The 15,149-nt window shown below is 39.3% G+C and carries 14 protein-coding genes; 9 read left to right on the top strand and 5 right to left on the bottom strand.

The genetic code is table 11. The features are described 5' to 3' along the window. Positions 1 to 4 precede the first annotated feature (4 nt). Entirely contained in the window at positions 5 to 1,018 is a 1,014-nt protein-coding gene (locus EZ444_RS06735) for an inorganic phosphate transporter (RefSeq protein ID WP_131607967.1), read from the top strand. 426 nt (positions 1,019 to 1,444) lie between these two features. Here the strand turns inward: EZ444_RS06735 and EZ444_RS06730 are convergent, their stop codons facing one another. The 4 genes from EZ444_RS06730 to EZ444_RS06715 form a co-directional block, all read right to left on the bottom strand. Next, positions 1,445 to 1,891, bottom strand: coding sequence for a hypothetical protein (locus EZ444_RS06730; RefSeq protein ID WP_131607966.1), 447 nt, complete (start codon positions 1,889 to 1,891; stop codon positions 1,445 to 1,447). A gap of 401 nt (positions 1,892 to 2,292) precedes the next feature. Then, a complete protein-coding gene (locus tag EZ444_RS06725) occupies positions 2,293 to 3,123 on the bottom strand; it encodes an RpnC/YadD family protein (protein ID WP_131607965.1) in 831 nt (276 codons plus the stop codon). Positions 3,124 to 3,308: 185 nt separating this feature from the next. Further along, entirely contained in the window at positions 3,309 to 4,598 is a 1,290-nt protein-coding gene (locus tag EZ444_RS06720) for a carboxypeptidase-like regulatory domain-containing protein (RefSeq protein ID WP_205945219.1), read from the bottom strand. After that, positions 4,588 to 5,166, bottom strand: a complete 579-nt coding sequence (locus EZ444_RS06715) for an RNA polymerase sigma factor (RefSeq protein ID WP_131607963.1) — start codon at positions 5,164 to 5,166, stop codon at positions 4,588 to 4,590. Before EZ444_RS06715 ends, EZ444_RS06720 begins: the two co-directional genes overlap by 11 nt. Positions 5,167 to 5,263: 97 nt before the next feature. Here EZ444_RS06715 and EZ444_RS06710 point away from each other — a divergent pair, with 97 nt between their 5' ends. The 7 genes from EZ444_RS06710 (at position 5,264) to EZ444_RS06680 (ending at position 13,569) form a co-directional block, all read left to right on the top strand. Continuing rightward, positions 5,264 to 7,141, top strand: coding sequence for a vWA domain-containing protein (locus EZ444_RS06710; protein ID WP_131607962.1), 1,878 nt, complete (start codon positions 5,264 to 5,266; stop codon positions 7,139 to 7,141). Continuing rightward, entirely contained in the window at positions 7,138 to 7,929 is a 792-nt protein-coding gene (locus tag EZ444_RS06705; protein WP_131607961.1) for a DUF4197 domain-containing protein, read from the top strand. Before EZ444_RS06710 ends, EZ444_RS06705 begins: the two co-directional genes overlap by 4 nt. A gap of 49 nt (positions 7,930 to 7,978) precedes the next feature. Then, entirely contained in the window at positions 7,979 to 9,214 is a 1,236-nt protein-coding gene (locus EZ444_RS06700) for a DEAD/DEAH box helicase (protein ID WP_205945218.1), read from the top strand. Positions 9,215 to 9,256: 42 nt separating this feature from the next. Next, positions 9,257 to 10,537, top strand: a complete 1,281-nt coding sequence (locus tag EZ444_RS06695; RefSeq protein WP_131607959.1) for a replication-associated recombination protein A — start codon at positions 9,257 to 9,259, stop codon at positions 10,535 to 10,537. A 1-nt stretch (position 10,538) separates the two neighbouring features. After that, complete coding sequence (locus EZ444_RS06690; RefSeq protein ID WP_131607958.1) at positions 10,539 to 12,014, top strand: DUF5687 family protein; 1,476 nt, start codon at positions 10,539 to 10,541, stop codon at positions 12,012 to 12,014. Between the two features lie 9 nt (positions 12,015 to 12,023). Next, positions 12,024 to 12,722 (top strand): ABC transporter ATP-binding protein, encoded by a 699-nt coding sequence (locus tag EZ444_RS06685; protein WP_131607957.1) that lies wholly within the window; start codon positions 12,024 to 12,026, stop codon positions 12,720 to 12,722. A gap of 166 nt (positions 12,723 to 12,888) precedes the next feature. Next, positions 12,889 to 13,569 (top strand): OmpA family protein, encoded by a 681-nt coding sequence (locus EZ444_RS06680; protein ID WP_131607956.1) that lies wholly within the window; start codon positions 12,889 to 12,891, stop codon positions 13,567 to 13,569. 92 nt (positions 13,570 to 13,661) lie between these two features. Here EZ444_RS06680 and EZ444_RS06675 read toward each other — a convergent pair whose 3' ends face one another. Beyond that, positions 13,662 to 14,006, bottom strand: a complete 345-nt coding sequence (locus tag EZ444_RS06675) for a hypothetical protein (RefSeq protein WP_131607955.1) — start codon at positions 14,004 to 14,006, stop codon at positions 13,662 to 13,664. 128 nt (positions 14,007 to 14,134) lie between these two features. Between EZ444_RS06675 and EZ444_RS06670 the strand changes: the two genes are divergently transcribed. Further along, positions 14,135 to 15,148, top strand: a complete 1,014-nt coding sequence (locus tag EZ444_RS06670) for a Gfo/Idh/MocA family oxidoreductase (protein ID WP_131607954.1) — start codon at positions 14,135 to 14,137, stop codon at positions 15,146 to 15,148. The last annotated feature ends 1 nt before the right edge of the window (position 15,149 follow it).

Genomic DNA, 15,149 nt, shown 5'->3' with positions numbered 1-15,149 from the left:
CGAAATGGTAATAACTACCTTATTGGTCGTTGTAATCGTTTTGGCAATAGCCTTCGATTACATAAACGGCTTTCACGATGCGGCAAACTCTATTGCAACTATTGTATCCACAAAAGTACTTTCGCCTTTTCAGGCAGTATTGTGGGCTGCAATATTTAATTTCGCTGCCTATTTCTACTTTACAGATCATAAAGTAGCGAACACCATTGCTAAAACAGTAGTAGAAAATTACATTACGCTAGAGGTTATTTTGGCTGGTTTAATTGCAGCCATTACCTGGAATCTATTTACCTGGTGGTTTGGGATTCCTTCTAGTTCCTCTCATACATTAATTGGCGGTTTTGCAGGTGCAGGTATGGCTAAAGCTTTCACCATGGGTGCAGGTATTATGTCGGCCGTTAACTTTGCTCCTATTCTAAAAGTAGTTGCTTTTATTGTATTGGCCCCTGTAATCGGTATGCTGATCTCGGTGATCATTTCCATCATCATCTTACATATTTCAAAAAATGCAAGGCCATCTGTAGCTGAGAAATGGTTTAAACGCCTTCAATTAATTTCATCTGCCGCATTGAGTTTTACCCATGGTGGTAACGATGCACAGAAGGTTATGGGAATTATTTTCGTAGCAATTGTTTCGGTTAACCCTTCAATGGCAGATACAAGAATGCCGGAATGGATTCCCATTGCATGTTATGCTGCAATTGCGTTAGGTACGATGAGTGGTGGTTGGAAAATTGTTAAAACTATGGGATCGAAGATCACAAAAGTAAATGCTTTTGAGGGTGTAGCTGCTGAAACTGCCGGTGCGGTAACTTTAGGGATCACAGAACACTTCGGTATCCCTGTTTCTACTACACACACCATTACCGGCTCTATCGTTGGTGTTGGGCTATTAAAAAGGGTTTCTGCAGTACGCTGGGGCGTTACAGTGAGCTTATTATGGGCATGGGTTTTAACCATCCCAGTTTCTGCTACACTAGCAGCGCTTGTTTATGCCGTAATCCACCTTTTCTTTTAGAAGACAAAGACAATCATATTTTGTAAAAGGGCTGTATCATCCAATGATACGGCCCTTTTTGGGTTAATTTACTCATCGTCAATTTTAAATACCTCAACAAAACAATCATTTTCAGGAAAGTATTTTTCAAAATCAAATGGTTTTAGGAATTGGCCTAATCGACAAGTAATATCCGTACAAGACACAGTGTAGAACTTTTGTCAGATATCGCTATGACAAGGGAATGACTAGGGCTAAAGTTGGGAATAAGTAGGGGGTTGCGTTACCCTTGCTTTACCCTTGGTTTAGGGTTGCATTACCCTAGTGGTAAACCAAGGGTAACGCAAGGGTAAGGCAACCCTAAACCAAGGGTAAAGAAACCCCCTATTTTAGCGCTACTTATTCCCTACTTATCCCCAATTCATAGTAATGCCTGACAGGTCCATTCTACACTCTTCCCAAAATTTGCCCTAAGCTCGGCTTGTTTACAAATTCATTGTTTGCAACAGCCTTATCCCGTATCTTGCGAGCCGCTTTTACAGCCTCCTCTTCGCATGAAGCCATCAGATAAATGCAAATTTGATCTCCTTCAAAAAAGTAATGTTCCTTGATGGCCAGTTCAGATCGTTGGAGGTCATTGGCCAGTGAAATCACATATACATCAGAATTTCTCTCTAGCTGGATAAAATAACAGTCCCTGGTGATATCGGTGTAAAAACCGGGGTTTAGGCGGCATTCCAGAATCTGGGCATCACTAAATGTTCTAAACCTATTGAAATAGGCTTTAGCAGCAAATGCATCATCAAAAACTACATGAATAGGGATGCCTGTGTCAGCATTTGGTTCCAGAATAAAATAAAGACTTTCGTTGTTTTCTTCGTCGTTGAGTTCCATATTATTGTTGATTAAACAGTTAATAATATGAGTCTTCGTGGGGATTTGAGCAGGAGGCTTAGAGATCTGTTTTAGCCGCGGATGGGGTTAAAACGAAGATGCAACTATAGCGAGCTCTAAATACCGTCCTACCCGGCCTACCACAGCCTTGGAACCCGGTTTTACAATAGAACCCATAACGCTATAGTGCACCTACGAAAGTACAACAAATATTGTCATGGGCATTAATCTATTGTCTCGGTTCCTATTTTGTGGTAGTTCGGTAGGAAAGACTCATTAAATTAATACCTCATTTAAGAAGTAATTGATATGTTGTTTTATATTTTTTTAATCCATTGGCTTAATATTTTGGTTTATATACAGAGGTTATAACCTCTATTCATTTAATTTAAGAAGTAGATCTACAATACCTCTATTTCTTTGATTGACAGCTTGGTGTATTTAGCAATTCTCTCCAAAGGTTCTTTCTCAACAAGCATTTCCTTTGCGACCTCTACTGCTTTTTTATGCTCACCTTTTTGGATCCCCTTTTCGATCCCTTCCTTTTTCCCCCATTTAAATAAAACATCACGTTCTTTTCTCCAAAATGTGTTTACCGAATCCATAGCCATTTCTAATTCTTTATCTAATTTACGTAACTGAACAATGACGCGTAATTGTTCATAATATTTATTCCCCATTAACACATCGGAATCACCTTTACCAATTTTTTCCAGTATTGCCTGAATTACCTCAGCGGGCTCTTTATCTCCAAAATTTGCAAGTACAGCCAGCAATTGTGCCTCCGGCTCATCCGAAGATAAAAACAGCTCATAAGGCAGCTCAGAAAATGATATTAATTTGTATTCATATTTAAAGCCTGGTAAATCAATTTTAGATGGCATATTCAAAGCATCTTTACCCATGTACATTACATATTGATTTATCGGTTGGTCGTAAATCTGATGCAGCATTGACCGATATTCAGCCATTCTGAAATGCATTTTTGGTCTATTACTAGATTCAAACTCAACCTGCAGAATGCTAGAAACGCCATCGGCATCCGTTACCATATACAAAGCATCCACTTCTTTTTGTCGTGTGATTTGTATTTTATCATTAAGTTCTGCGCTTTTTACAATATTCAGCTTAAGTACCTTTTCAATAATGCCAGGCAAAATAAATTGCATATTCTCGCGCAGTATCTTATCGTACTTGCTTCCTTGTAAACGACCATTGGTATTTTCCCGCATATCTTTACTTTGAAAAGTATATGCAAAGCTCCCTGAAAGAAATTTCAAATCCACTATCGGACAAAAATTCGATGTTATTCTCCGTTATATTGGATTTAGCCCCAATAAAATATGGAAGGCTCCCTTTATCAATAGGGTTCTACAGAATGTAATTCTGTACAGGATCGTGGTGGAAACACCCTTTCTTAGAAGTCTATTTTGAAGGTTACTCTACTGTTTTCCTTAGCCGGTTTTTCCCACTTAGGACCGTTAAGAATTAATCTGATAGCTTCCTGCTCATATTTATCGTCTGCTACTTTGATAATCTCAATGGCCGTTGGTGTTCCTTCCTTATCAATTTTAAAACTCAGTTCAACTGCCTGACCTGTTTTAGCCTCTTTTTCAAAGGCATTGTTTGCCTTAATGTAGGCAAATAGCTTATCCCAGCCGCCAATAGGAGAAGAAACCATGGTATCCTTATTAACAGAACTTGAACCCCGGATCACAATGCCAGCGGCCTTACCAGATAATGCCCCCTTAAGTTCGGTGCTACCGACGATACGTTCTTTCTTTGCTTTGCCATAGCCCACAACTACCACCTCATTAAGGGCTAGACCCGCTGGCGCTAAAGCAACAGAAACAGGCTGATTCACTTTTGCAAGTAATTCGGCAGCCTTAAACCCAATATAATTGACACGAATCGTTCCTTCTTTCATTGAAGTATCTGCAGCGATTTTAAACATACCATCAGCGTTAGTCACCGCACTCAGATTTGTCCCCACAACTTGTACAGACACTCCCGGTAAGGCTTGACCACTTTGATCAACCACTTTACCATTTAAGGTACTTTGTAAAGGAGCAACACTTACAACAGACATTGAAGCCATTGCCTGCCTTTTAAACTGAGCCGGGGCAGCCGAAATAACGACTTCTTTTAACGGCCGTGCAGCATCCGCAGCACTCGATGCTACTTTTGTCTTTGGTTTTACCCTTGCTGCATAAGTATTCGTTTTTGCCGCTTTAATGGCCTTATCAATTTCTTTCTCTGTTTGTTTATCAGCAGATTCGGCAGCCAAGACAGGTGCAGTCTCTATTACTGTAGGAATAGTATCTCCTGCTTTAGGCGCAATCGTAACATCAACCTTCTTAGCACGACCTGCCAATTCTTTCTGATGGTTATTTTCACGCATCCAGAACATAATACTCACAGCCACAAACATCACCGCAGCTGTAGCAGCAATACTTAAACGTTGCCAGGTAATTACCGAAGTCTTTTTAACTGACTGATGTTCTGCAATCCTTTCATGCAGCTGTTTTTGAAGCAGAGATATAGATTGCAGAGAACGCTTAGGTGACTCGCTTAAGCCCGCCAATGCCTCGGCCACAAAAGGGTCTTCTAAAGCCTCACGCTCTACCCTATTCATGGTTTTAGCATCAAGCTTACCATCAAGGTAATCCTCTAAAACGCCTATATCTAACCAGTCCTTATTCACCACTATTCTTTTCTATACAAATTTTAAGATTTCTTTTCCCATTCTGGATATAACTCTTCACTTTCAGCATTTCGTAGCCCGTAATATCTGCAACTTCTTTATAACACTTCTCCTGCAAATAGAAAAGATCCACACTCAAACGCTGTTCTTCCGGAAGTGTTTCCATACACTTTTCCATAACGGTTAGCTTGTTCTCTTTTGTATGATCCATATCAAGATGCACAAAATCCGTGTTTTCCACAAAAGTATCATCGATAGAAACTGTAGTATGCTTAGATTGTTTGCGAAGCGCCATTAAACAATGGTTTCGGGTTAACACATGCAGCCAGCTTTTAAAATTCTGTACCTCATGGATCCTTAACTTCGACACCAATTCTTCAAAGATCTGCATTACAGCATCCTTACTCAGCTCTTCATCCTTTAGATAATTTAAACAAACCCCAAATACAAGGTGCATGTATTTGTTGTAAAGTGTACCCAATGCCCCCAAGTCACTCTCGCTTTTGTAGCGTGCGATTAAAGCAGCATCATCCTGCTCCTCTATTTTTGCGTTATTTTTTATAAACTTCAATGGGCGTTTAAGGCATAATCTGTTCAAGTATAAAAATATTTTCTGACACTGGTATGGAAATTCTGCAAAGCCTACATCATTAAAAAAACAGAAGATTATGAAAACATTATTGCTATCCTTGTTTCTGCTGATATTTATAGGCTTCCATGAAAGTCGTGCATCTATTAAAGTAATCAGCGGAGTTGTTACCGACAAAACCGATGGAAAGGCCATTCCAGGAGTAATTGTAAGGACATCGGACAGTAAGAAATATGTCACAACAAACAGTAATGGTAAATACAGCATCTCCGTTGAAGATGGCAGTAAGCAGCTTCATTTTTCTTATTTAGGTTATAAAATGCGTACGGTAAAGATTGGTAAATCTACAGTCGTCAATGTATCCTTAGAACAAGATAACCAGCGATTAGACGAAATAATTATAGTGGGTTATGTGGGCAAGGGAAAAAGAGCAACGACTGGCTCGGTTGCATTCGTTGCACCGTCAGTCATGTACAACTCAAGATCTTATAATGCTCGCCAGGATACAGAAAGCTACGCCGCTATCCAGGAAAATGGATTTCAAAATCCTTTTAAAAATCCACTGTCTACTTTTTCCATAGATATTGATGCAGCCTCGTACAGCAACGTTCGCCGATTTATAAATAATGGTGGTTTACCCCCTAAAGATGCAATAAGGGTTGAAGAGATGATCAATTACTTTGATTATGAATATCCTCAGCCAAAAGGTTCAGATCCTGTAAATATTGTAACAGAAATTACTAGCGCACCATGGAATACAAAGCACAAACTAGTGCAAATTGGCTTACAGGGTAGAAAAATACCGACAGACAATCTTCCTGCCTCCAATTTGGTATTTTTGATTGATGTATCAGGTTCCATGAATGAACCGAACAAACTTCCTTTGCTGGTTTCTTCATTTAAATTACTAACGGATCAGCTTCGTGCTAAAGACAAAGTTGCCATTGTGGTATATGCAGGAAATTCGGGCTTAGTGCTACCGTCAACAGCAGGGAGCGACAAGGCTAAAATTAAGGATGCTTTGAATAGCTTAAGTGCTGGCGGATCAACTGCAGGTGGTGCAGGAATTGAGCTGGCTTATAAGGTAGCTGGACAAAACTTCATTAAGGGGGGTAACAACAGGGTAATATTAGCAACGGATGGCGATTTCAATGTTGGCGCATCAAGCGATAAGGACATGCAAAGTCTGATTGAAGAAAAGCGCAAAACTGGTATCTTTTTAACTGTATTAGGTTATGGAATGGGTAATACGAAAGATAGCAAAATGGAAACCCTTGCGGATAAAGGCAATGGCAATTACGCTTACATAGATAACATCAACGAAGCCCGTAAAGTACTAATCAATGAATTTGGAGGCACATTGTTTACCATTGCAAAAGATGTAAAACTACAGGTTGAATTTAACCCAGACAAGGTGCAAGCTTACCGTTTAATTGGTTACGAAAACAGACTACTGGAAGATAAGGATTTTAACGACGACAGAAAAGATGCTGGCGAATTAGGCTCTGGACATACCGTAACGGCTTTGTATGAAGTGATTCCAACAGGCGTAAAGAGTAGCTTCGCTGGTGCTGTTGATGATTTAAAATATCAGGAAAATAAAAAAACAAGCAAAGGCAGTCAAGAAATACTTACCGTAAAACTGCGTTACAAAGAGCCTGACGGAAGTTCCAGTAAATTGATTCAAGAAGCAATTATTGATCATTCGGCTCCTTTTGAAAATGCCAGCAACAATTTCCGTTTTGCAGCGAGCGTAGCAGAATTTGGGATGCTGCTAAGACAATCTGATTTTAAACAAAATGCATCATTTGATCACGTCATCCACACCGCGGTACAAGCAATGGGCAAAGACCAGGAAGGTTATCGCTCAGAATTTATTAAACTGGCCAAATCGGCTAAATTAATGGCCGAAGATTTGCTATCTTCGGATAAAAAATCAATAACGCATAACAAATGAAACGCATAAATCTTGTTTACCTTGGCCTTTCGGCTTGCTTTTTAATGAACACTGCTACTACTCAGGCTCAGTCTAAACTAGGCGATGTTTTGAAAAAAGTAGCTGGAGTTACTAAAAGTAGTACCACAACTACTACAACGACAACAACTAGCACTAGTACAACTGGAACACCTAGCACATTAGATATGGCTTCGGCTATTAAACAAGCATTAGAAATCGGAACTTCACGTGGGGCAGACTTGCTTTCGGCAAAAGACGGTTTTATGGGCAACTTAGCCGTAAAGATCCTTTTTCCACCGGAAGCACAAAAGGTAGATAAAACCTTACGTTCACTGGGTATGGGTAAACTGGCAGATAATGTAATTTTAAGCTTGAATCGTGCTGCTGAAGATGCAGCAAAGGAAGCTAAACCAATTTTCGTTTCTGCAATTAAGCAAATGACCATTACGGATGCTACTAATATTCTATTGGGAAACAAAGATGCGGCAACTGATTATTTTAAAAGAGTAACCACTTCTCAACTGATGGAAAAGTTTAAACCGGTAATTAATACCAGTCTTGCAAAAGTTGGGGCGACTAAATATTGGGGAGATGCAACTGGTCAGTATAATAAACTTCCGATGGTGAAACCACTGAACACAGATCTTTCTGCTTATGTAGCACAAAAGGCGATCGACGGCATGTTTATACAGGTAGCGCAGGAAGAACTTAAGATCAGAGATAACCTGGGATCGAGGTCTACTTCGCTCTTACAAAAGGTGTTTGGCTACGCAGATAAGAATAAGTAAAATAAAAAGGTTACTTTTATACGGTAAATACTAACAACATAAAAGTATATTGGATTTTAAAGATTTTAATTTTAACCCGGACTTATTAGAAGGGTTATTAGCAATGGGGTTTCGTAATGCAACCCCAATCCAGCAGCAAGCAATTCCACTTATTTTAGATAAGAAAGACTTGATTGCCTGCGCACAAACAGGAACCGGAAAAACAGGGGCCTACCTTTTACCCATCATGAATATGATTGCCGGTACCGAGGAACGTCATAACAATACATTGATACTAGCCCCAACAAGGGAACTTGCCCAGCAAATAGACTTGCAGGTAGAGGCACTTTCCTATTTCACCAACATCAGTTCGTTAACGGTGTATGGTGGCGGAGATGGCATTGCCTACGAGCAGCAAAAGCGATCGATGCGCGAAGGTGTAGACATCATTATTGCAACACCTGGCCGATTGATTTCTCACCTTTCTTCGGGTGTTTTGAAACTGGATCAGTTGCAGCATCTGGTACTGGATGAGGCGGACAGAATGCTTGACATGGGTTTTTATGATGACATTGTACGCATTGTAAGTTACCTACCACAAGTTAGACAAACGGTGATGTTCTCGGCAACGATGCCTCCAAAAATCAGGAAGCTGGCCTCAACATTATTAAATAATCCAGAACAGATTAGCCTTGCTATTTCTAAACCTGCTGAGGGTATTTCGCAACAGGTATACATGGTGCATGATGAACAAAAAGTGCCTTTATTGAGCAGTCTGTTAAAAACGGATGAATTTAAAAGCATCATTGTTTTTGCATCAACTAAAGAGAAAGTAAAGAATCTGGGCAAAGTATTCAGAAACCTGGGACTTAAAACAGAAGCTTTTCACTCTGATCTAGGACAAAAAGAAAGAGAAAGCATATTGCTGAAGTTTAAAAACAGGCAGCTACCCATTCTTATTGGCACCGACGTTTTAAGTCGCGGTATTGATGTGGAAGGTATAGACCTGGTGGTAAACTTTGATGTGCCTCATGATGCAGAAGACTATGTACACCGTATTGGTCGTACTGCCAGAGCTGAAACTAAAGGCACTGCGATTACATTGGTTAACAGCAGAGACAAACGCAAATTGGCCAGCATCGAAAAGCTGATCGAAAAGCAGATTGAAAGGATGCCTTTACCTGAACATTTAGGCGAAGCTCCTGCCGAAGTACCTTTTGATCCATCAGCACCAAGACCCGCCAGAAAACCAGATTCAGGAAAGCCAAAACGCAAATTCTGGAACAAGAAACCAAAAGCACAGTAATTACCACGGGGGGATAACCGACATTTTTGTATCTTTACTTTTATGCAAAATCTCCCTCCTTTAGCCGAACGTATGCGCCCACAGAATCTGGACGAATACGTTGGGCAAAAACACTTGGTAGGGCCCGATGCAGTATTAAGAAAGGCCATACAAAGTAGTCAACTGCCCTCAATGATTTTTTGGGGGCCTCCTGGAGTAGGAAAAACAACACTTGCCTACATCATTTCGCAAACACTAGACCGTCCTTTTTTTAACTTGAGTGCCATTAACTCTGGCGTTAAAGACATTAGGGACGTTATAGATCGGGCAGCCTTATTGAAAGACAGCTTGATGGGTTTACCCATCCTATTTATAGACGAGATTCATAGATTTAGTAAATCGCAACAGGATAGTTTATTAGGTGCTGTAGAGCGTGGCTTGGTTACTTTAATTGGCGCAACTACAGAAAATCCTTCTTTCGAAGTCATCTCAGCACTCTTGTCCCGTTGTCAGGTTTACATCCTAAAAGCATTGGACGAGGATGAACTTGCTGGCCTACTACAAACGGCTATTAAGCAAGACATCCTTCTCAAAGACAAAAAAATCACCATTAAGGAGCACGAAGCCTTGATTCGTTTATCTGGTGGTGATGCCAGAAAATTACTCAACGTACTCGAAATTGCCGTTAACGGTATTGGTGGCAGCAAAATAACGCTTACCAATGAAAATGTTTTAGCACATGCCCAGCAAAATCTGGCACTATACGATAAAGCTGGAGAGCAGCATTACGATATCATTTCTGCATTTATAAAATCTATAAGGGGCAGCGATCCCAATGGAGCCGTTTACTGGTTGGCCAGAATGATTGAAGGTGGTGAAGACCCGCTATTTATTGCCAGAAGGCTACTTATTCTTGCTTCTGAAGACATTGGCAATGCTAATCCCAACGCTTTGCTGCTCGCAAACAATTGCTTTCAGGCTGTTAATGTGATCGGTTTTCCTGAATCAAGGATCATCCTTTCTCAAGCGGTCACTTATATGGCTTCCTCTGTAAAAAGCAATGCATCCTACGAAGCTATAAACAAAGCTCAGGCATTGGTAAAACAAACCGGAAATTTACCTGTCCCACTACACATTCGTAATGCCCCAACCAAACTGATGAAGAATATTGGTTATGGAAAAGACTATAAATACTCGCATGGTTATGAAGGTAATTTTACTGAACAGGAGTATTTACCTGAGAAATTGAGTGGTACAAAACTATATGATCCCGGGAATAATCCTGCTGAGGAAAAATTAAGGGAACAGTTGAGAAAAAATTGGAAAAATAAATACAATTATTAATATGCTGTCGACCTTTCTAAATCACCAATGGAAAGCCTTTTGGCGTTCAAGAAACAAAGGGACAAGTATAGCCGCGCAGCTATTTCTAGGCTTTGTTATCCTTTATCTACTGGCGCTTGCCATCCTTGTGGGATTTGGAATGGAATTGATCATCGGTAAACTATTACCTGGAAAAGATGTATTCTATGTTTTTAACGGGTTAATTCTTTACTATTTTGCTATCGATTTTTTAATGCGTCTACAATTACAGGAATTGCCAACTTTAAGCATTGTCCCCTATCTACATTTGAGGATTCCGAAACAAAAAATAGTGAACTTTCTAAATGTTAGATCGCTATTTAGTGCTTTTAACATTTTACCTCTATTTATTTTTATTCCCTTTTGCTGCACTGCAATTGCTGAGGTATACGGTCCATTTGTCGCGATCATGTACGTTATCTCCATCCTTTCTTTATCTGCCTTTAATAATTTTACGGCCATGTATATTAAACGCCTAACTACAGTAAATGTAAAGGCGATTATTGGAGTTGTGGTGGTAATTTCGAGTCTGGCACTACTCGAATATTTCAAAATCCTGTCCATTACTGAAATATCAAACCGCTTATTTAGCTTTATCACTTTACATCCCCCAACGGCTTTTACTTTTACAATTGTTGCCCTAGTTATGTATTTCATAAACGGCAAGTATTTGCAGCGCTATATGTACACCGAGGAGCTGAGTACTGCACAAGAAAAAAAAGTAAGCACCGCCTATCCTTTTCTAGACAGATTTGGTGCAGTGGGTGTGCTAGCAGCATTAGAACTTAAATTAATCCTCAGACATAAGAGAACCCGATCAGCATTGATCATGAGTTTGGTTTTCATGCTTTATGGCTTTCTTTTTTATAAAAAATTACTCCTGGAAAAGGATGATATCAGAATGATGCTTTTTGCGGCGGTATTTATAACGGGGAGTAGCATTAGTATTTACGGTCAGTTTATGTTTGGCTGGCAGGCAGCCCATTTTGATGGTTTAATGGTTAACAAAACCAATCTTAAGCACTTTATAAAAGCCAAATTTCTATTGTTTACAACCATATCTACTATAGTAGCGATAATCACCAGCTTTTATGGATTGATAAGCCCTAAAATCTTGTTTATACAGTTTGCAGCTTACTGCTATAACATAGGTATAGGAACCGTTATCGTGTTATATTTTGCCACATGGAATTCCAAAGCTATTGATCTAAGTAAAGGATCTACATTTAACTATCAAGGCATTAGTGCTAGCCAGTTTATATTAATGGTCCCCTATTTTTTGATCCCCTATGCTTTTTATTTACCTTTTGCATTAAATGGACATCCTTATTGGGGTATTGCTTGCTTAGCCTTTTTTGGACTGTTAGCATTATGTACCCGCAGCTTTTGGGTTACATTTCTGGCAAATGAACTGAATAAAAGAAGGTATAAAATTGCTGAAGGCTTTAGAGAACTTTAAAGAAAAATCATGATTTTAGAAATTATAGACTTAAAGAAGGTATACGGCAATAAAACTGTTGTAAACATTGATGATTTAAAAATCAATGCCGGAGAAACTGTTGGACTTGTTGGCAATAATGGCGCAGGAAAAACTACCCTCTTCAGAATTGTACTGGATCTGATTCGTCCCAATCAAGGAGAAGTACGCTCGAAAGGTAAAAATGTGGCGGGTAATGACGAATGGAAGACCTATACGGCTTCTTATCTGGATGAAGGTTTTTTAATTGACTACCTAACGGCTGAAGAGTATTTTATATTTATTGGAAGTCTTCATCATTTTAGTCCGGCTCATGTAATGGACTACCTTAAGCAATATGAAGAGTTCTTTAACGGCGAGGTCTTAAATAAGGGAAAATACATCCGGGATTTTTCTAAGGGAAATCAAAACAAGATTGGTATTGCTGCGGCATTGATGCAAAATCCAGAGTTATTGGTATTGGATGAACCCTTTGCGAACCTTGACCCTACAACGCAAATCAGGCTTAAAACATTAATTAGGTCGTTAAAAAATGAGCACGCGCTAACCACCTTAATTTCCAGTCACGATCTAAACCATGTTACAGATGTTTGCGACCGAATCATTTTATTAGAAAAAGGGCTAATCATCAAAGATTTCAATAAAGACGAAAACACATTAAAGGAACTGGAAGAATACTTTTCTGAATAAAAACATACTGTCTAGAATTATAGTCACATTAAAGTTACCTACCACTATTTTATACACCACTCTCTTTTTTTGTGTTTTTTTTGGGCATCTCTGCACCTTTATTTCGGAAACAATAAAACTTGGCATTAGGTTTGATTTACGGTTGCCCTAAACAAATGATAATGTTATGGTGACTTCAAAATTTAAAATAGCAACACTTAGTATCGCTCTAGCCGTTGGTTCAATGGCATTCCAAGGATGCGATAGTTTAACAAAAACGCAAAAAGGAGCAGGAATAGGTGCTGCAGCTGGTGGTGTTCTTGGTGCTATTATCGGTAAAAAAGCTGGTAATACAGCCGTAGGTGCAATTATTGGTGCAGCTGTTGGTGGTACTGCAGGTGGTTTTATCGGAAAAAGAATGGATAAACAAGCTGCCGAAATACAAAATGCTATCCCTAATGCTGAAGTAATTCGCGAAGGTGAGGGTATCATTGTTAAGTTTGATAGCGGTATCTTGTTTGGTTTTGATAAATCAGATTTAACTGCACAAGCTAAAACAAATGTTAAATCTTTAGCCAACTCATTAAACCAATATCCTGGAACAGACATTAAAGTAATTGGCCATACCGACAATAAAGGTGCTGAGTCTTATAATATGGCTTTATCTGAAAGAAGAGCCGCAGCTGTAAAGGCTTACGCCGTTTCTCAAGGTGTTCCGTCATCACGTTTGATCACTTTAGGTAAAGGATTTTCTGAGCCAATTGCAGATAATACAACTGAAGCAGGAAGAGCTGCAAACCGTAGAGTTGAGGTTGTTATCGTTGCTAACGATCAACTGAAAAAAGAAGCTCAGACAGCTGGAAGATAGTTCATCACATTTACATCTCCCTATAAAAACGAAAACCCGTTGTACATTGTACTTCGGGTTTTTCATTTTTAAACGTTTTATTATTTAGGAATCTAATCGTAGATATCTTCAAAATAATGTATAGCCAGTGACTTAAGTAACAATTCCTGCTCCATCATCGCAAAAGATGGAACCGGCTTTACTAATTTCCAATGTGGCCAGCCATCCTGATCCTGACCTTCTAGTTCATAGAATCCCATTTCACTTAACAAGCGACAGGTAGCGATGTGCATCAACTCCTCTTTTTGGCGCTTACTGTATTTACCAGGCCCTTTTCCAAGTTCCTGTACTCCAATTAAAAACAGCATTACCTTTAAATCCGGAATATCAGAATCAAACTCCTTCGCTATTCTCTCTTGCAAAACTTTCCATTTTGCATGTGTTTCTGCAGGCTTCATACTACAAAGATACAATTAGCCTCCCAGTTTTATTACAATAAACTTTGGCGAATAGTAAAGTGATTTCACTAAATTTAGCACACGGTAGATTACATAAACCTTAAAAATCATCAAACAAAATTTTGCAAATGAATACAGAAATTGTAACCGGCATAATGGCCTTTGGAATGTCTGGGAAAGTTTTCCACGCTCCTTTTATAGATAAACATCCCGGATTTAAACTACATGCCGTAACCGAGCGTAACCAAAAAAATGCAGCTGCTATTTACCCGGGAATCATTAGCTACGATACGATTGAGGACCTGATTGCTGACGAGAAAATTGACCTTATTATTATAAATACCCCCAATTACACGCATTTTGATTATGCCACAAAGGCGCTAAAAGCGGGTAAACATATTTTGGTCGAAAAACCATTCACGGCGACCTCGGCAGAAGCTAAAGAAATCTTTGACCTGGCTAAAAGTGTAGGCAAACAAGTGTTTGTTTACCAAAACAGAAGATGGGATAGTGATTTTGGTTCGGTGCGAGAGGTAATTGAAAGCGGACAACTAGGTAAACTGAATGAAGTACATTTCAGGTTTGACCGTTACCGTGCTGATATCGGTCCGAAAACATTTAAAGAACAACCTATTGCCGCCAGTGGATTGATTTACGACCTGGGCCCACATTTGCTTGATCAAGTGATCAGTATATTTGGGAAGCCGGATTCATCTCATAAAATACTAGGTGAAAATCGCAAAGACACTAAAGTGAATGATTATTTCTCCATTCATTTGAGCTATCCAAACAGTGTTAATGTTTTTGTACATGCTAATCTTTTGGTAGCGGATCCCTTACCTGCATTTGTATTGCATGGCAGCCATGGTTCATTTATAAAAGACCGTTCTGATGTACAGGAAGAGCAATTGCTGCAGGGCATGAAGCTTACAGATCCTATGTATGGAGTTGAACTTCCGGGAAGAGCAGGTAAACTCACGCTTATAGATGAACAGGGCAATAAAGTTCAACACTTAATACCGTCCCTAAAAGGAGATTATATTCCTTTATTTGAGGCCATGTATCAGCGTATTACCAATCAGGTGGCCTACCCAATTACAGAGGAACAAATCATTACACAATTGGAAATCCTGGAATCATAGG

It is taken from the genome of Pedobacter hiemivivus (genome assembly GCF_004331685.1).
GTDB lineage: Bacteria > Bacteroidota > Bacteroidia > Sphingobacteriales > Sphingobacteriaceae > Pedobacter > Pedobacter hiemivivus.
Note: the sequence above shows the minus strand (reverse complement) of the source record. Positions and strands in the feature narration are given on the sequence as shown.